The sequence below is a fragment of the Vibrio sp. 14G-20 genome, from assembly GCF_026241515.1.
Lineage (GTDB): Bacteria > Pseudomonadota > Gammaproteobacteria > Enterobacterales > Vibrionaceae > Vibrio.
Genome location: NZ_JAPHPW010000004.1, coordinates 137,797 through 155,669, shown reverse-complemented (window position 1 = coordinate 155,669; position 17,873 = coordinate 137,797). Strand labels below are relative to the sequence as shown.

The following is a 17,873-nucleotide window of genomic DNA, read 5'->3' as shown; positions in this document are numbered from 1 at the left end:
ATGATGCTTGATATTAATTTGTTGAAGACGTTTGTGACGTTAGCGAAATACAAACATTTCGGTAAAGCGGCGAACGCGCTTCACATGACACAACCCAATGTGAGTTTGCACCTAAAGCAGTTAGAGCAAACCACACGTATTAAGTTGATTGAGAGAAGCCCATTCCAATTGACTCAAGCGGGTGAAAGGCTATTAGAGACAAGCCAAAGAACGTTATTGGAATTGCAAATGTGTCAGGCCGATCTTAACGCCATTAACGACCTTAAAATAGGGACGTTAACCATTGCTGTAAGTGACATTATTTCTCGATTCTTGTTGATTCGCCCGTTCCAGAAGTTCAAAGCGCAGTATCCGGGTATCGATCTCACGTTGCTGAATACCACGTCATCTCAAGCATCGAGCCTAGTTAAGAATGCTCAGGCGGATATTGGTTTTGTTATCGCCAAAGAGCAGCACAACGAGTCATTGTATTTCACTAAGCTTCAGGAGCTTTCCTGGTGTGCGTTAGGCGAAGGGTTTTATTCTCAAGGGCTAGATAGAAAGATAAAAAATGAGGTTAAAGGCTCAGAAGATGATTCTGAACTCACCTTAATTCTACTTGGCCACGATACAAGAACGCGTGATTTTATTGATGAAGGTTTACCGAGCCTTAATCTACCTAGTTATAGGGTGATGGAAGTAGGGAGTGTCGACGCTCAAATCGACTGGGCGGAAGCGGGATTTGGTGTGGCGATTGTTCCTGAATTTGCGGTATCAACCAAACATCACCTAAATTCGAAAGTAACACCATTGAAGAACTTCTCTAGCACCAGTCTTGGTTATATTGTTAGGCAGAACCAAGTCTTGTCTAAAGCGACCAAGCAGCTATTAGGCTGGGTGAATGAAGAGATTACTCTGTTACAACGCAAAGACGATAAGAACGCGGAGTGACAGTAGGTTACAATAAAATATTGTCACCAAGAGATAACACAACTTGGCGTAAATGAACGCATATCTTATAGCCCTATAAATGTGATGGATATGGAGTTTTGACTCGGTGCGTTGGAGTGAACATCACAAAATTAAACGCCATTAAAGAATATTATAATACAAATAATTTATGCTGTTTCCACCTTACAATGGAGAAACAATAAATGACTATAAAGCGTTCTCGAGCTATTGCTTTCGCAAGTGTATTACTAGTATCTAGTGCGGCAACAGCATCTGTTGATATGAATAAACCCTCTGAAGACCGCGGTGTTCCTGCCGACTACTCTCAATTCTCAAATATTCTATCGGCATCAAAGCTACAAATTTCTGATCCAAATGGTAAGAAGGGCAATCAATTTCAGATTGCTGAAGACAGTAACTTTACAGGCATGGTCAACGAATCTTTCTTTGTTGACAAAGAAAGTGAAGCCTTGGTTTTCAAAATGGCCAATGACCATAGACGCAATGAAGTGCGCGTGCTTGAAAACTTTCGTAGTGATCTGCCAGATACTTTTTACCGTTTAAATTCGTCGATTGAACCAGTAAAACCAGAAGCATCGATGGTAAATTCTACTTCGAAACAAAACGAAATCACTTACATTCAGGTTCATAACAGCAGTTGGGTGAAGACTGGTGAAAAAGGTATCCCACACCCATTGTTACGTGTGGTTTGGAAAGAAGAATCGGACGGTTTGAAAGGGCATTACTGGGCGATTGTTAAAGCTAATAATCTAATTTGCAAAGGTGAGCGCGGTAAAGACAACATAGGTAAAGAAGCGTGTAGCGCAAGCAACGCCTACAAGCATTACCACCTTGGTCCAGTTGAATCGAAGCCAACAGATTTTGACGTGATTGTTGGGGATGAAAAACTCGTCATTAACGTGAACGGCGAACAGAAAGTGAGCCATAACATCGATTACTGGAGTGGCTTAACCAGCTATTTTAAAGCTGGCGTATATAATCAATACACAGATGGTGAAAGCCAAGCAAACTTCCACAAGTTAGAGTACATCGTGGATAAAAGCTAAAACCAAAACTAAGTATTAACGGCCAAGTAGCCTAGAACAAAGCCCACCCAGTGTGGGCTTTTTTGTGCTAGTCATTTAGCTAATCTCAATTGATCCTAGAGTGTAGAAGCAATTAATTCTCGATATCATTTATTAGCTAAACAAAACTCCTCATTGACAATGTTTGAGAATCAAACTAAATTTCCAGTAATTGATTTGATTATCAAACTACTTGATGATCAAGGTATGGATTGGTTACGAATTGCCAGCCAGTATAATCATGAGATAAGGACACTATTTTGAGTTTTCCAACACGTCATCAACACAACTTCTCTTCACACAATCAGCAAGGTGAAAAGCGTACTTTCTACGTTCTCTTGTTAACTATTATCACCATGGTTGTCGAGATCGTTGCCGGTACCATTTACGGTTCTATGGCGCTACTTGCTGATGGTTGGCACATGGGAACGCATGCAGCAGCGTTTGGTATTACCTTGTTCGCATACCGTTACGCCAAGAAGCATGCTGACAGTGAACGTTTCTCTTTCGGTACGGGCAAAGTCAGCGTGTTAGGCGGGTACACCAGCGCGATAGCATTGGGTATTGTGGCGTTGTTGATGCTGGTGGAGTCAGTACATCGCTTGCTCAACCCACAAGCGATTCAGTTTAACGAAGCGATTATCGTTGCGTGTATTGGTTTGACAGTGAATGTCGTGAGTATGTTTTTGCTAGGGGATCACCATCATGATCACGGACACGAGCATGGACATGAACACTCTCATTCTGAACATAAGGGGCATAGCCACGACCATAGCCATCAACATGATGAACATCAAGAACACGCAGCTCACAAAGGACATCATCACGATCACAACTTGCGTGCGGCCTACATGCACGTCTTGGCCGATACATTGACGTCTCTGCTGGCGATCGTCGCACTGTTGTTTGGTAAGTTTTACGGTTGGAACTGGTTAGATGCAGCTATGGGTATGGTGGGTGCAGTAGTGATTGCCAAATGGACGATGAACCTTATGAAACAAACCAGTCCAATCCTGCTGGATGAGAATATCGACCAAAATTATCGTGACTCAGTGACAGAAGCCTTAACGCCATATGCGTCGGTCACGGATTTCCATATGTGGAAGGTGAGTGGGCATCATTATTCAGCAGCGATTACTCTTGAATCAAACAGTAATAAAACCGTCTCTGAATATAAACAAATGCTCGCCAAGTTTGATAAGATTAACCATCTTACTCTTGAAGTGCATTCAAACGACCATGCGAAATATAGAACAGCTTAACCAAATACTGACCGAGTTCTACGATAAAATGTCTTCGTGGGAGCAGTCTGTTGTCAAAGAGACGGGTTATTCCCTGGCTCAAGTACACACCATTGAAGTACTTGGTATGCATGGCGCGTTAAGAATGAAAGAGCTCGCTGAAAAGTTGGGTATCACCACGGGTACGCTTACCGTTCAAATCGAAAAGTTGGTTAAAGCTGAATTGATTGAGCGCCATGAACACCCAACGGACCGTCGTGCAATTGTGGTGGCATTGACTGATGAAGGTCAGAAGATCCACGTTCACCATAACCAACTCCACTTGAATTTGGTTAATGAGCTGACGCAAGACATCGAAGAAGACGAAAGAGCGGTGTTGTTGAAGTGCCTAACCAAGATGGTGAAAGCGTTTTAGTCAGCCTTAAGTTCAAACACTCGCTTATTCGCTATAAAGCGATTGACTAGAAATCTAAAAATGGACCTGACTCGAATTGAGTAGGTTCATTTTCATTGCTGTTTACGCTCGATTGTACAATCACCAATCGATGGATTCACCGTTTGAAAATCTAGTCAAAATCTCCAATATTGCTCTTCGCTCGTGCTCCTCTGATGAGCCAAAAAAGTGTCACCTACAACCGATAGGTCAATAATCACCCAAAGCGTTTTAATTCAGAGCCTTACATAGCAAGGTGTTCAAGTCCTCACACTCCGTCAAATAGCTGTCTCTCACTTTTATCATTCAACTAATGTACATGTAATAAATTTGTGTTATTGATAAAGTTAACTTTAGTTGGCTGATTCATTTGCTGTTTAAATGCAATTGAGAACGTCATAGCTAGTGGACTTAGAAGCCACAGTTTTAGACGCTCATTATCGATATAAAAAACATAACAATAATCAGGTCGCGAAAGTGGGTTATCCATTCTTTGATGCGATTTATTTAGATACTCATAGTTAATTTAGTAAAGACGAGCCAAGTATATGAATATAAAGAAAAAGCTCTATTCGTTGGGGATGTTCTCCATCTTCGGCATGATTTCACTGCTGTTTACCACATCACAATTTGCAGACACCACCGCTAAAATGAGTGAAGCCAAACAAATCACCAAAGAGCTCGAAGTGCGATTGCTCAACCTTCGCCGTAACGAGAAAGATTTTTTACTGCGTAGCGATATGAAATACCTCGACAAGTTCGACGTAAACTACAACAAATTCTTAGCGTCTGAATCTGAGCTAGATACAGTGCTCAGTGATTTAGGTTTAGCCAACAGCACACACCTACGTGAAGACATCGAAACCTACCACACCAGCTTTGTTAACCTAGTCAAAGCGAGCGAAATCTATGGTCTAGCACGTGACAAAGGCATGCTAGGCGAGTTTCATGTTTTACTCGATAACATCAGCGCGACAGCCAGTGCTGAACAAAAAATTGAGCTTTACCTGTTCAATGACTTAATTGAGAAGGGGGAGTTTGACCCGAGTGTTCTTTCTATAACTTCGAATATGAGTAGTTCAGCTGCTTTGATCGACGCGGCTCGCCAAGTGGTTGAGCAGAAGCGCGTGATCGGTTTGAAGCATAACGAAGGCCTGCTAGGCGAAGCGCGTTCTGGTTCACACGTTATCGAGACTCAGTTTAAAGAGTTCTCGGCGGTGCTAGACCAACAAACGCAGCAAGAGATGGACAAACTATCGCTGATCAACAACATTCTTTGCGTCACATTGCTTGTGTCGATCATTTTGTTCAGCTGGTTAATCGTCCGTTCCATCATTAGCAAAATTGAGTCACTGCTTTCGGTTATCCGCAATATCGTAAATTCAAACGACGTGTCTATTCGTTCTCACCTAGATGGTAAAGACGAACTCAGCACGCTAGGCCAATACTTCAACCAATTGCTTGATCAACTGGAAGGTCTTATCGCTGCCTCTCAATCTAAATCATTGCAACTGACACAAAGCACATCGAACATGCATGATGAGCTAGAGTCAGTAATCAAACAGTTTGAAGTTCAAGCAAATCACACCTCTACAATGACAACGTCAGTTCAAGAGATGGTACTCACCATTGGCGAGATCTCTGAAAGCACATCGGTTGCGGCTGAAGGTGTACATCAAGCGAAAGTGAATGCCGATAAAGGACGTGAAGTGGTGGTTGAAACCATCAGCAACATCACCCGGTTGTCTGAACGTCTTTCAAGCAGCCAAGATTCGATCAGCTCACTGAACCATCATGTTGATCAAATCGGCGATGCAGTAAACATCATCCAAGGCATTGCAGAACAAACTAACTTGCTGGCATTGAACGCAGCGATTGAAGCGGCACGTGCGGGTGAACAAGGTCGTGGCTTCGCGGTGGTTGCCGATGAAGTACGCGCACTAGCAAGCAGAACACACCAATCGACCACAGAAATAACCTCAGTGGTTAGTGCGATTCAAAGCCAGATGCAGGCGTCGATGACAGAAATTGGCGAGTGTAATCAACAAGGCCAACTAACACTTAAAGATTCGGAAGAGCTGGATGCGAGCTTGCAACTTATCTTGAGCGATATGGAAAGCATCCAAGGTAATTCAGAACGTATTGCCTCAGCGATTGAAGAGCAGGGCGCAGTAATGGCGCAAGTGAGCGACTCAATCACCGAACTGAATACTATTTCGAACGACAATAACGCTTCGGCGCAGCATTGTTTAGTTGAAGTGGATAAGGTAGCAGAACAAGCAAACGACATGGACCAAGCGGTCGCACAATTCAAGACTTCATAAACAACATAGAACTTACTAAAACAAAAGGCGTGGATCATCTGCGCCTTTTTTGTTTCAAAAATTCAACTAGATAAATGACAAGAATAAAAAAACGGCCCGATCTGGGGGAAGATCTGGGCCGTTATATTACGTATTTAAAGGGGAATTATTTATTTCGGCCTTCCAGCACATCCAGTGCCAGCTCAACCGCTTTATCAATATTGTCGCATCCCGCTAACTTACCTGAGCTGATAGGACCAAGCACATTAGCGTATAACGAGAGCTGCTTGTTAAATGGCAGGCTCAACTGCTCATATAAACGCTGGCGAATCTCGGCATGTTGCTCAGGAGCGTGAGCAGCAAGGCTTTTCAAAGTGTCATAAACAAGAGTGGTGGTAGTGTTCATTCGTCTCTTTATCATTAAGTGGGAGGCGCTTATTTTATAATCTTTTCAGGTCCTTTTACTGTGATATAAGTCATACAATATTATTAATGTCTTTATCTTTTCAATCTAATGAGAATAAGGCATTCCAAAATAGACTTAAGTATCTGTGAAATATAACTAAAATAATGACAGACTATCGAACACGCAAACGAATTGGCGCGTTTCTGGCAAACGTTTAAATCTATAGGAAGAGGAACAACATGCACTACGACGTATTCAACGGAGACGCAGATGGCATAATCGCGTTGTTACAGCTGCGATTAAGTGAGCCAAGAGAGAGCGTGCTCATTACTGGTGTAAAGCGTGATATTAAGTTGGTCTCTCAAGTTATTACTCAAACTATGGAGCCGGGTAAGCAAGGTGATGTTTCTTCCGTTACCGTTTTAGATGTATCGATGGAGAAAAACCTGCAAGCATTGCACTCACTGCTAGACGCCAACATCAAGGTATTTTATTGCGATCACCACCGAACAGGGGATGTCCCAACTTCTGATCATTTAGATACTCTGATTGATACCGCGCCAGAGAGCTGCACGAGCTTGCTTATTAACCAGAAGCTGAATGGTGCGCATGTGGCTTGGGCAATCGCAGCTGCCTTTGGCGACAATCTAAAAACAGTGGCCGCGCGGCTAGCGGATGAAAATGGATTCGATGAATCTCAAACCGAGTTTTTAGAAGAGCTAGGTACCTTGGTTAACTACAATGGTTACGGTTCGTCACTCAGTGATTTGCATTTCACGCCAGCTGAGCTCTACAAAACCCTTTATCAATACCCGAACCCGTTTGATCTTTTGGATGATAAAGACTCTGTGTTTTATCGACTACGAGCTGCTTATCAAAATGATCGCCAGCAGTTATCAAACCTTGCTCCTGTTTATGAAAGTGAAGTCGCACGTGTGTTTGAACTACCAGGTGAGGCTTGGGCAAGGCGCATCAGTGGCGTATTTGGTAATGAAATCGTTAATCAAGATCCAAACCGAGCGCAAGCAGTATTAACGAAAAACCAAGAGGGCGAGTCTTACACGGTAAGTTTACGGGCACCATTATCAAACAGAACGGGTGCAGACGAAATTTGCTCTAGCTTTGTAACTGGCGGAGGAAGAAAAGCAGCGGCTGGAATTAATCAACTTAATGAACTTGATAAGGTGAATTTTATTTCACTATTGGATGCATATTATTCATCTGGTGCTGAGGGATAACTGAAAGATTTTCGACGTATAGATTCAAAATTCCACAAATTCTTACTCCTATATTCCGTTATACGTGCGTATCGCTAGCACATGTATGATGGCTATATCCAGGCTATTTTAATGATGTCACTCGCAATGCTATCTTGTCTGAGGTCAGTAATTACGGCGTGTTTGGGATGATTTTTGCCGATTTAAAGTCCATTTTTTCCTATTGGTGATTTTTTATATTTTTGGTTAATTACCTTGGTGAATTAATGTTGATTAAATATTCGCATGGTAAATGCATTCGACCGAAAATAACAGTTTTTAGCATTTCAGTTTGAATGAAAAGTCAAAATCATATTGATTCTAATATTCAATCTGTGACTTAAAATCACAAGTTAAATCAAAGGTCATCTTTTCCTATAAATTCCATTACTTCTCTATAAATATTCATGATTACAATGAATTGATTCGGTTGTGATTGGCACAGCTGTTAAGTAAGGAAGTGGGACTAATGTTGAAACGTAAAGCTCTACAATTAGCTGTATCGGTCGGCATGGCCGCAATGTCTGGCGCTGTTTATGCGAATGGTTCAGATATGACGAATCCAGATTCTGGTGTCGTGGTCGGGTATTGGCACAACTGGTGTGACGGTGGCGGCTACCAAGGTGGTAATGCGCCATGCGTGACGCTGGATGAAGTAAACCCAATGTATAACATCGTGAATGTGTCATTCATGAAGGTTTACGATGTGGCTGATGGTCGAATCCCAACTTTTAAACTGGACCCAACCATTGGGCTTTCAGAAGAACAATTTATTGACCAAATTTCTGAACTCAACAAACAAGGCCGTTCTGTACTGATAGCGCTAGGTGGTGCTGATGCACACGTAGAGCTAGAAACTGGTGATGAAAGAGCCTTTGCTGATGAGATTATCCGTCTTACTGAGCGTTACGGTTTCGATGGCCTAGATATCGACCTTGAACAAGCAGCTGTAACCGCAGCAAACAACCAAACCGTGATTCCTGATGCTCTTAAGCTAGTGAAAGACCACTACCGTGCCGAAGGTAAAAGCTTCCTTATTACTATGGCGCCTGAGTTCCCGTATCTAACGACAGGCGGTAAGTACGTTCCATATATCGATAATCTAGAAGGTTATTACGACTGGATTAACCCACAATTCTACAACCAAGGTGGCGACGGTATCTGGGTTGACGGCGTGGGCTGGATTGCTCAAAACAACGATGCATTAAAAGAAGAATTCATCTACTACATCTCTGATTCGCTTATCAACGGAACGCGTGGCTTCCACAAAATTCCACATGACAAGCTGGTGTTTGGTATTCCTTCTAGCATTGATGCTGCAGCAACCGGCTTTGTGCAAGATCCTCAAGATTTATACGACGCGTTCGAGACCTTAACAACTCAAGGCCAACCGCTGCGTGGTGTAATGACTTGGTCTATCAACTGGGACATGGGTACTAACAAAAACGGTCAACAATACAACGAACAGTTTATTAAAGATTACGGCCCGTTTGTCCACGGTCAAGTGACGCCACCACCAGTAGAGGGTGAGCCAGTTCTTAAAGGTGTCGAAAATGCCCGTGTTCTTCACGGCACAACGTTTGACCCAATGGAAGGCGTAACGGCAACCGATAAAGAAGACGGTGATCTAACGTCATCAATCGATGTTGAAGGTTACGTGGAAACCAGTGTGATTGGCACTTACGTTCTAACTTACCGAGTGAAAGACAGCGATAACAACGAAACCACTAAAGCGAGAACGGTAGAGGTTTACAGCCAGAAGCCAGTATTTAATGGTGTGTCTGACACAACTGTTGTGTTGGGAACTGCATTTGATGCTATGGCAGGCGTAACGGCGAATGATGCTGAAGATGGCGACCTGACAAGCACTATCACACACACTGGCAGTGTCGATGTAAATGAAATCGGCAACTACACGCTTGTGTATAGCGTAACAGACAGCGCGAACCAAACTGTAACCGCTGACCGTAAAGTGTCTGTGACGGATGGTTCTAACTGTACTGCTGCATGGGATGCCGACACCGTTTATGTTGAAGGTGATCAAGTCTCTCATGACGGTTCAACGTGGGGAGCGGGTTGGTACACTCGCGGCGAAGAACCAGGAACGACAGGTGAGTGGGGCGTTTGGAGAAAGGTTTCAGACTCTTCATGTGGTGGTAACCCAGATCCGGGCGATGACTTAGAGCTTTCAGTTTCAGGCCTTCAGTCAGAATATGCGCCAGACAACGGCAACGTACGTTTAGAACTGACGCTAACATCAAATGAAGCGTTAGACGTTGCCGCTATGGTGATCAACAGTGCAGGTACTGTGGTTGAGCAAACTAAGGTTAACCTAACGGACAGTCGCGCTATTACCATCGACTTGTACGATGTAGCGGAAGGTCAATATGCACTTGAAGTTGTTGGTAAAGCAACTGACGGTGAAATGGTGATGGTCAACGATTCGTTCACGGTGAAAGACGGTGGCGGTACAACACCTCCTCCAGGTGATTACCCTCCATATGAAGCGGGTAAAAACTACGCAGCAGGTGACATCGTAGTCGGCAGCGATAACGGCCTATACGAATGTAAACCTTGGCCATACACAGCATGGTGTGCAAGCCCGGCTTATGCGCCAGCCGATAGCCAATACTGGCAAGACGCTTGGACAAAGCTTTAAGCTTGTAAGCCTTTGGTGATAGAAACAAGTTAAGCTAAAACTGTAGATTATTAAAGAGAGGTTATTTGACCTCTCTTTTTTTATGTTCAAAGCTTTCTCACTTAGAGCTTTTAAATCGGCTTAACCTGAAATTCTGCTCTGCATCTTGCGATAGATCAAAACAAGAGTGATTATCAATTGTATTCCTTGTTAGGAAGTAGCACTATGCGCACATTGGATTTTATACACGATTAATATTTGCATAATGAATCTTGCTCAAGTCGACCTCAATCTACTCGTCATTCTTAAACACCTGCTTGAAGAGAAGCACGTTTCCAACACGGCATTGGCGCTGGATATGAGCCAACCTACGGTGAGCCGATCTCTGCAAAAACTGCGTACTGTTTTCAATGATGATCTATTGGTGCGAGCGGCTTATGGCTATGAGTTAACGCCAAAAGCAGAGGCCATTAAGCAAGACCTCAACTCGGTTCTTACACGTTTAGAAAAGTTGGTACACGGCGATGTATTCGAACCGCAAAGCAGTGGCAGTACGGTTCGCTTCTTTGGTTTAGTGCCTAATGTCGCGCACTTGCTACCGAAGGTAGTTGCGGAGATACGCCAACAAGCGCCGAACATGACTGTTGATATCGACTCGATCCCTAAACGCCACTTTGAGCCTCTGTTATCCGGTGATGCGCACTTTGTGTTGTCGACCCATGAGCCATTGAGCTCTGAGCAAAACTTGTATCGAATGTTCGTGATTAGCCGCGATTATCGCTTGTTGATGAGTAAAAACCATCCTCTGGCGGACAAAGAGATCACCGTTGATGATTTGTTGAATAGCCAACTTGGTCAAATCTCACTGCAAGGGGACAAGAAGCTCTCGATCGAAAGTCGATTTAAAGATCTTGGCTTAATTGATAAGCAACGCCAGTTGTCCATTCCAATTCAGCTTTCTAATTTTAACGTTGCACCGGATATGGCTGAAACAACCGACATCATCTTTCATTTACCAACCCCTTTTGCTCAACAAGCCGCTAAGCAGCGAGATCTTGTTTGTAAACGCGTGCCTAAAGCATTGCGCCACCCATCTGAAGACGTCTACCTATACTGGCACAAGCGCTTTCATAACGACCCTATGTGTCGCTGGGTTCGCAATATATTCAAAGAGCTCTATACATAATTCATCTGCAAGGTGAATGAGATTTGTGCACGTCTAATGAAATGAATATGGATCTCTTTTGTTATTTGAATGGTGAATAGCGAGAATCGATTTTTGGTATGAAACTTTAATTGATAAGAATGGTAGTGGGTTGTTTAATGCAAACCATTATCATTACTAATCACATATAAGAATGAATATCATGTCTGAGAGATCTCTTTTGATTCGCAAACCCCTTTCGATCGCAGTCGCTGTTATTTGTACGTCACTTTCAGCTAATGTGTTAGCGCAAGAAGAAGCGCAAGCAACAGATGAGCAAATGGTTATTACCGCTACTCGTACCGAGATGGCGCTAAAACAAGCGCCAGCTTCAATGTCGGTTATCACCGCTCAAGATATCGAAGACAGCCCAGGTATTACCTTGGCTGACATCGTTGCAGAATCAACGAGTGTTGAGTCTGATTTTGATAGCACACGTGCTGGCCGTCAGATGATCTCTATTCGTGGTATGGATTCAGATTACACACTTATCATGGTGAATGGCCGTCGTTTAAGCTCGGCGAGTGCCATCATCCGTGGTAACGACTTCGACCTATCAACTATTCCTGCTGATTCAATTGAACGTGTTGAAATCATCCGTGGCCCAATGTCTGCACTTTACGGTTCAGATGGTATGGGCGGTACAATCAACATCATCACCAAAGCACCTGAGAACGACTGGAGTTCTACAGTGAGCATGGACAATTCTTCACCGATGGATGGCAACGGTGGTCAAGAGTATTCAGTCGGTTTAACGACATCAGGTGCGTTAATTGAAGACGAATTGTTTGCTCGTGTATCGGTTAACCAAACGAGTCGTAACGCATGGCAACCATACTCTGGTACGCATAGCTCTGGTTATGACCGTGAAGATGTAACGGCACTTGAAAACCGTGACACACTTAGTCTATTAGCTAGCTTGTCTTGGCATGCAACAGACAACCAAACCATCGACTTTGATTTTGGTTACAGTGATGATGAACGTTCGTCAGCAGCTGAGAGCTCAAGTTCAGTGATTGAATCTGATACGCAGGTTGTTCGTCATAGTCAAGCTATCACACACAGCGGCTTCTGGAACTGGGGTGATACTCAGGTACGTTATTCTCGTGAGAATGTGACGGACAATGATGCAGCCGATCTAGGAAATAATTTCAGTAGCGACATCGAAGAGTTGACTCAAATTGTTGAAGCGTCTGCAACTACTTATCTTGGTGAAAGTCATACGCTGACATTTGGTATGGATTACCAACTGAGCGAGCTGACGAACAAAGAGAACCTAGTGAGTGGTTCATCTGAAGCCTATCAAGGTGCATTGTTTGTACAAGACCAATGGTTAATGACGGATCAACTAACGGCAACCATTGGTGGTCGTTTAGATAAGCATGAACAGTACGGTGAAGAGTTTAGTCCACGTGTGTATTTGGTTCACCAAACAACGAATGACCTGATCATCAAGGGTGGTGTGGGTAAAGCTTTCAAAGCGCCGACATTGACTCAGAACCAACCTGACTACCAAGTTTCAAGCTGTAAAGGCGGATGTGCTTTGGTGGGAAATGAAGACTTGAAACCTGAAACAAGCTTAAACTATGAGTTGGCAGCCGTTTACACACAACCACGTTGGAATGTAGAAGCTGCAATATTCCGCAACGAAATCAATGATCTTATCGATAGAACGGAAGGTTACTGCCCAGAAGGTGGTGATTGGAACGAAAGTGCTCGTCAGTGTGAAAACTCTGATGGTTCCCCTACAGGTCAACTAGGCGCTAAAACATACGAAAACGTAGCAGAAGCCGTCATTCAAGGTGTTGAATTTGCCGGTCAGTTCCAAATTTCTGACGATTGGGGCGTCTCAGGTAACTACACTTACTTAGACACTGAAGACAAGTCGACAGGTGAAGAGCTACTTGAGCGTTATAAGCATTCTGGTTTCGTTAAGCTAAGCTGGAATCCGACTTACGACTTAAGTACATTCCTCAGTGCGCGTTACCGTGGTGAGCGTCAGATCGAAAGCGACCTAACTCAAGACGCATACACAACATTGAACATCGGCACAGTGTACAACGTGAATGATTCAGTACGACTGCGTGCAGGTATTTCGAACCTAACGGACGAGTCAGTATCTGACGAGCTAGAATATTTAGGTTATGTTGAAGAGCCACGTACTTACTACGTCGGTATGACTGCGGACTTCTAATCTAGAGTTCGGTAACCGATAGTTCAGCAACCGAAAGTTTAGCAACAGATAACTTGATACAAAAGAACCCACACTGGCTGATGCTCTAAAAGGAGAACGGCGAGTGTGGGTTCTTTTTTGATCTATAGCGTTGGCTTAACTTGCTGTGTATTTATCTTATCTATTTATCTAGATTTTGACACATGTGATCAGCGCATTACCGGACTGAGTATCCCAAGGAATCAGCTTATCGTAATCGTGCTCGAAGATATTAACCTCGAAGTAGGGCTTCAATATCTCGATTAACTCCTTAAACGAGAATGCTACCATCGGGTGTTCATCATTCCACACTTGAGTTTCACCAGCAGTCGTCTTCTCGATACTAAGCTTTAGCGCTTGCTTATCACCCTGACCAGAGTAATACCAACCAGAACGGAACGTGAAATCGTCTTTGTCTTGGTTTGTTGTGTGTCTAACAAACAGGTCGTTGCTGATCTTGTCTTTATCCACCACGTTAAAACAGAAAATACCTTCAGGCTTCAATGCGCGATGCACACTTTCAATACACTCTTTAAGCTTCTCAAGGCCATCGTTGTAATGGATGGAATACAGGAAGCAAGTGATAAGATCGAGTGGTTCAGTGACCTCAAAGTTACTCATGTTTTGTACTGAGAACTTGGCTTCCGGGCAGCGAACTTCTGCGATATCTAACATCGGCTTGTTAAGGTCTAGGCCACCGCTTTGGTAACCAAAATCAATAAAATGACGAACGTGTGGGCCAGTGCCACAAGCTAAGTCGAGGTGTGTTTTTCCTTCATTTCCAAAGATTTGATGGAGTCTACGTACGCAGTTACTTTGCGCTTGGTAGTCAATATCTACACACATTAAATCATAGTAACCGGATAGGTCGGTATAGAGTGCGTTGGCGGACATATTTGCCTGCAGCATAAGCTGAAAAATTAGGGTGGCGCATCATATACCGAAATTGAGAAATCGCAATCAAATATCGTTCAATATAGGCGCTTTAATTCTTGGTCGCTGTACTTTCATTATCTGTTGGCTGGCTTCAATTCGTGAGGTTAAGCGGCTTATTTGACGCATGTTTGAAATACCTCTGGATCACGAAAGAGAGTAAAGAGCTGGGATTAAGCAAGAGCTTCCTGGCAAACCACATCATCATTGATAGAAACCTGGTTTTTCCCACTTGTTTTTGAACGATAAAGTGCATCATCTGTCACCCGAATTAGCGTGTTAATGTTGTTGGGTGAGTGACACATACATCGGTTGGTGATGCCAATACTGACGCTCGATGTAAATTGACGGCGATTGAATCCAACAAAAGTATGCCTATTAAAAGCACGGCAGATACGTTCGCCTATGACTTGGGTATGCTCAGGTTTCGCGTTGGGAATGAACACAATAAACTCCTCTCCGCCCCAGCGTCCAACTACGCCATTGAGTAATTCAACGTGAGTCTTAATGGAATCGGCTAAGTATTTAATGACAGCATCACCAACACTGTGACCAAACTGATCGTTTATTAATTTAAAGTCATCGATATCAATCAGCATACAAGACATTTCAATTTGCTGATTCACTGGCTTCTTTATCCAATCATAAATGGCGCGACGATTTAGTACCTGCGTTAAGTCATCATACATAGCGCGGTGCAGCAGCTCTTTTTCTAACAAGACCTTGTCTGTGACTTCTTCGAGAATCACTTGAATGGCGTCTTCACCTTCCCAGTTAATCACGTTGTCATAAATATTGAAGTATTTATAGCTGCCATCAAAGCAATGGTTGGATACTACAGAACTGAAATTGGGTGTATTGCCATTGAGAATGCTCTCGCATCGCCTGATGGCATTTGAATGCTGTTCTTTAGGAATGATTGAAATGATTGAGTCCATCGCAAGTACTTGCTCGATAGATTCGGCACCTTGTTGCTCAACCCAAGCTTGATTAACCATCAAAGGTTTGAAGTTTCGGTGGATCAAAATACCTTGTTTCGATGTACCGAGTAATTTTCGATACATGAGATCTGTTTCGTGGCGTTTACGCTGCGCCTCTAACATTGATGTGATGTCAATGACGTGTACTTCAAGCGCAGGTTTGTTATTCAGTTCAATGACATGTGATAAACAAAATATGGAGATATTGCGACCATTAGCTGGAATGTCCGTGTACAATTTCCCCTTATTAAACTTTCCTTTTATTGCCTCTAGGTAGCGTTTTTTGGCTAGGTTTTGGTAATTGTCAGGAACTAAGGCATACACAAATTCAACATTGTGTAATAACTCATCGCGGTTTAGATAACCAAAGATTTGAGCGATCTCGTTGTCGATATCAATAATTCGATGGTTTTGAAGTGTCATCCGCCCTTGTGCCGAGTCGAAGTTTTGACAGGGCATAGTGGTGGTTAAATCTAGTTGAATACTCATATCGGCCTGACTACTTATTCGTTAACTGAAACAGGTGTTGCTCCCTCGCTGCTGCGACCATACGGGCTTTGCGGCACGCTTTTATGACGAGACTAGATAGGAAAAATATGGTATCTAGGTAAACCCAGTGTGACATTTATAATTTCATGATGAATCAGTAATTTTACTGATTCAAACCGAGTTCTTGAAAAGGAAACAATTCAGGAAAGTAGGCCAGTAATTAAAGCCAAATCACTCAAGCAAAATAAGCGCACCAAACAAGGAGAGTTGAGACAATGAAGCCAGAAACAAATGCACAGGATTCAATCGAAAATGGAACAACATTGGAAAGCAGTGCTTCAATAGAAATTAAGCTTGATGACTTATCGGGTGGAGAAGTCATTGAATTGCTTGAAGAGCACCTTGCCGATATGTACGCAACTTCGCCAGCCGAAAGCGTCCATGCACTGGATCTAGATGGGCTCAAGTCACCAGAGATTACCTTTTTCAGCGCTTGGAAAGACAGCCAACTGCTTGGGTGTGTCGCCATTAAAGAGCTAAATACCCAACACGCTGAACTCAAATCAATGAGAACCTCGCAGTTTGCACGAAAGTCAGGTGTTGCTAGCCAACTTTTACAACATGTTTTAGATACCGCAGCCGTCCGTCAGTATAAAACCATCAGTTTAGAGACGGGCTCAGAAGACTACTTTAAGGCCGCGCGTAACCTGTATGAAAAGTTTGGCTTTGGATACTGCGATCCCTTTGCTGATTATGTGTTGGACCCACACAGCCAGTTCATGACTATTGAGTTGCGTTAAGGGGCTAACCTTAGATGACGACTTACTTCGCAGGTTTCTCCCTTGGCCTTTCGCTGATTCTTGCGATTGGCTCTCAAAATGCGTTTGTTTTAAAGCAAGGGCTTAAGAATCAACACGTATTGGCAGTTTGCGCTGTGTGTGCCATTTCTGATGCCTTACTCATTAGTTTTGGCGTGACAGGCTTTGGTGCAATCGTTAAGCAGTTCCCACAAATTGAACAGTTCGCCCGTTATGGTGGGGCTATATTTTTGGGTGTTTATTCATTCTTAAGCTTCCGTTCAGCATTTACTGAAAACCACGCATTAGAAGCCACTGCAGAAACTAAAGACTCGCTAACTAAAGCGATTGCGATGTGTTTGGCGTTTACTTGGCTTAATCCACATGTGTATTTGGATACAGTCGTATTGTTGGGTTCTATCTCAACCCAATATCAACCTAACCAAATGTTGTTTGGCGCTGGTGCCGTGTCGGCGTCGTTCGTATTCTTCTTTTCACTTGGATATGGCGCTCGCTTCTTAGCTCCAATGTTTAAGAACCCGAAAGCGTGGAAGGTGTTGGAATTTGTCGTTGGCGTGATCATGGCATCCATTGCATTATCTTTGATCGTTTAGCCGCTCGTAGGGAAGAAAAGACAATAATACCTTCGAAAAAACTGTTCCTGCGGACTTTATTGAGAAGTTCAGCAGCTTCTATTTAACGAATAATTACTTAGCTAGCCTTGCTGAATCTCGTTAATAATATGGATTAAATTGAAATATATTTTAATAGCAGGTCGTTCTAAATAAATACCCTCCAAAAATAAAACTCATTCTTCTCTTTATATCTTTTATTGGAAAAAGAGATAAACAGGATGAGTTTTTATATTTAGGAGTGAAAATTCAGGTTGTTTTTGATAGTTGGTAAAAATTTAAATAGCACGCTAACAATATGATTATAATAATTTTAATCTTGATGGTGCTCCGG

14 protein-coding genes and 1 pseudogene are annotated in these 17,873 nt (G+C 43.0%); 12 read left to right on the top strand and 3 right to left on the bottom strand.

The window, feature by feature from the left end; translation table 11 throughout:
- From OQJ75_RS05120 to OQJ75_RS05100, 5 genes are all read left to right on the top strand, one after another.
- The gene (locus OQJ75_RS05120) at positions 1-930 is read left to right on the top strand and encodes a LysR family transcriptional regulator (protein ID WP_265971407.1); all 930 of its coding nucleotides are present in this window, start codon (positions 1-3) and stop codon (positions 928-930) included.
- Positions 931-1,133: 203 nt separating this feature from the next.
- On the top strand, positions 1,134-1,997 hold the full coding sequence (locus tag OQJ75_RS05115; protein ID WP_265971408.1) for a polysaccharide lyase family 7 protein: 864 nt from the start codon (positions 1,134-1,136) through the stop codon (positions 1,995-1,997).
- A 278-nt stretch (positions 1,998-2,275) separates the two neighbouring features.
- Positions 2,276-3,277 carry a CDF family Co(II)/Ni(II) efflux transporter DmeF gene (gene dmeF / locus OQJ75_RS05110; RefSeq protein WP_265971409.1) on the top strand — a complete coding sequence of 334 codons (1,002 nt, stop codon included), beginning with the start codon at positions 2,276-2,278 and terminating at the stop codon, positions 3,275-3,277.
- On the top strand, positions 3,255-3,671 hold the full coding sequence (locus tag OQJ75_RS05105) for a MarR family winged helix-turn-helix transcriptional regulator (RefSeq protein ID WP_017629832.1): 417 nt from the start codon (positions 3,255-3,257) through the stop codon (positions 3,669-3,671). Before dmeF ends, OQJ75_RS05105 begins: the two co-directional genes overlap by 23 nt.
- 617 nt (positions 3,672-4,288) lie before the next feature.
- The gene (locus tag OQJ75_RS05100) at positions 4,289-6,013 is read left to right on the top strand and encodes a methyl-accepting chemotaxis protein (RefSeq protein ID WP_265971629.1); all 1,725 of its coding nucleotides are present in this window, start codon (positions 4,289-4,291) and stop codon (positions 6,011-6,013) included.
- 145 nt (positions 6,014-6,158) lie between these two features.
- Here the strand turns inward: OQJ75_RS05100 and OQJ75_RS05095 are convergent, their stop codons facing one another.
- On the bottom strand, positions 6,159-6,398 hold the full coding sequence (locus OQJ75_RS05095) for a PAS factor family protein (RefSeq protein WP_004733935.1): 240 nt from the start codon (positions 6,396-6,398) through the stop codon (positions 6,159-6,161).
- A 239-nt stretch (positions 6,399-6,637) separates the two neighbouring features.
- Between OQJ75_RS05095 and OQJ75_RS05090 the strand changes: the two genes are divergently transcribed.
- From OQJ75_RS05090 to OQJ75_RS05075, 4 genes are all read left to right on the top strand, one after another.
- Positions 6,638-7,636: a DHH family phosphoesterase gene (locus OQJ75_RS05090; protein ID WP_265971412.1), complete on the top strand. Its 999-nt coding sequence runs from the start codon at positions 6,638-6,640 to the stop codon at positions 7,634-7,636.
- Positions 7,637-8,123: 487 nt separating this feature from the next.
- Positions 8,124-10,313: an immunoglobulin-like domain-containing protein gene (locus tag OQJ75_RS05085; protein WP_265971414.1), complete on the top strand. Its 2,190-nt coding sequence runs from the start codon at positions 8,124-8,126 to the stop codon at positions 10,311-10,313.
- A 244-nt stretch (positions 10,314-10,557) separates the two neighbouring features.
- Positions 10,558-11,478: a LysR family transcriptional regulator gene (locus OQJ75_RS05080; RefSeq protein ID WP_265971415.1), complete on the top strand. Its 921-nt coding sequence runs from the start codon at positions 10,558-10,560 to the stop codon at positions 11,476-11,478.
- A gap of 181 nt (positions 11,479-11,659) precedes the next feature.
- Positions 11,660-13,690, top strand: a complete 2,031-nt coding sequence (locus OQJ75_RS05075) for a TonB-dependent receptor domain-containing protein (RefSeq protein WP_265971416.1) — start codon at positions 11,660-11,662, stop codon at positions 13,688-13,690.
- A 168-nt stretch (positions 13,691-13,858) separates the two neighbouring features.
- On the opposite strand, the gene OQJ75_RS05070 is transcribed toward OQJ75_RS05075, so the two are convergent.
- Positions 13,859-14,602, bottom strand: coding sequence for a class I SAM-dependent DNA methyltransferase (locus tag OQJ75_RS05070; protein ID WP_029235856.1), 744 nt, complete (start codon positions 14,600-14,602; stop codon positions 13,859-13,861).
- Between the two features lie 212 nt (positions 14,603-14,814).
- Positions 14,815-16,110, bottom strand: coding sequence for a GGDEF domain-containing protein (locus OQJ75_RS05065; RefSeq protein WP_265971420.1), 1,296 nt, complete (start codon positions 16,108-16,110; stop codon positions 14,815-14,817).
- A 275-nt stretch (positions 16,111-16,385) separates the two neighbouring features.
- Between OQJ75_RS05065 and OQJ75_RS05060 the strand changes: the two genes are divergently transcribed.
- The 3 genes and pseudogenes from OQJ75_RS05060 to OQJ75_RS05050 form a co-directional block, all read left to right on the top strand.
- Complete coding sequence (locus OQJ75_RS05060) at positions 16,386-16,910, top strand: GNAT family N-acetyltransferase (protein ID WP_265971421.1); 525 nt, start codon at positions 16,386-16,388, stop codon at positions 16,908-16,910.
- Positions 16,911-16,924: 14 nt separating this feature from the next.
- Positions 16,925-17,521: a LysE/ArgO family amino acid transporter gene (locus OQJ75_RS05055; RefSeq protein ID WP_265971422.1), complete on the top strand. Its 597-nt coding sequence runs from the start codon at positions 16,925-16,927 to the stop codon at positions 17,519-17,521.
- 34 nt (positions 17,522-17,555) lie between these two features.
- Positions 17,556-17,645: pseudogene (locus OQJ75_RS05050) on the top strand (glutathione S-transferase family protein); the annotation flags it as partial.
- Positions 17,646-17,873: the final 228 nt, after the last annotated feature.

Excerpts from the sequence above, each read along its gene's own strand:
- OQJ75_RS05120 (WP_265971407.1), top strand. The coding sequence starts at position 1 with ATGATGCTTGATATTAATTTGTTGAAGACGTTTGTGACGTTAGCGAAA.
- OQJ75_RS05115 (WP_265971408.1), top strand. The coding sequence starts at position 1,134 with ATGACTATAAAGCGTTCTCGAGCTATTGCTTTCGCAAGTGTATTACTA.
- OQJ75_RS05105 (WP_017629832.1), top strand. The coding sequence starts at position 3,255 with ATGCGAAATATAGAACAGCTTAACCAAATACTGACCGAGTTCTACGAT.
- OQJ75_RS05100 (WP_265971629.1), top strand. The coding sequence starts at position 4,289 with ATGATTTCACTGCTGTTTACCACATCACAATTTGCAGACACCACCGCT.
- OQJ75_RS05095 (WP_004733935.1), bottom strand. The coding sequence starts at position 6,398 with ATGAACACTACCACCACTCTTGTTTATGACACTTTGAAAAGCCTTGCT.
- OQJ75_RS05090 (WP_265971412.1), top strand. The coding sequence starts at position 6,638 with ATGCACTACGACGTATTCAACGGAGACGCAGATGGCATAATCGCGTTG.
- OQJ75_RS05085 (WP_265971414.1), top strand. The coding sequence starts at position 8,124 with ATGTTGAAACGTAAAGCTCTACAATTAGCTGTATCGGTCGGCATGGCC.
- OQJ75_RS05080 (WP_265971415.1), top strand. The coding sequence starts at position 10,558 with ATGAATCTTGCTCAAGTCGACCTCAATCTACTCGTCATTCTTAAACAC.
- OQJ75_RS05075 (WP_265971416.1), top strand. The coding sequence starts at position 11,660 with ATGTCTGAGAGATCTCTTTTGATTCGCAAACCCCTTTCGATCGCAGTC.
- OQJ75_RS05070 (WP_029235856.1), bottom strand. The coding sequence starts at position 14,602 with ATGTCCGCCAACGCACTCTATACCGACCTATCCGGTTACTATGATTTA.
- OQJ75_RS05065 (WP_265971420.1), bottom strand. The coding sequence starts at position 16,110 with ATGAGTATTCAACTAGATTTAACCACCACTATGCCCTGTCAAAACTTC.
- OQJ75_RS05060 (WP_265971421.1), top strand. The coding sequence starts at position 16,386 with ATGAAGCCAGAAACAAATGCACAGGATTCAATCGAAAATGGAACAACA.
- OQJ75_RS05055 (WP_265971422.1), top strand. The coding sequence starts at position 16,925 with ATGACGACTTACTTCGCAGGTTTCTCCCTTGGCCTTTCGCTGATTCTT.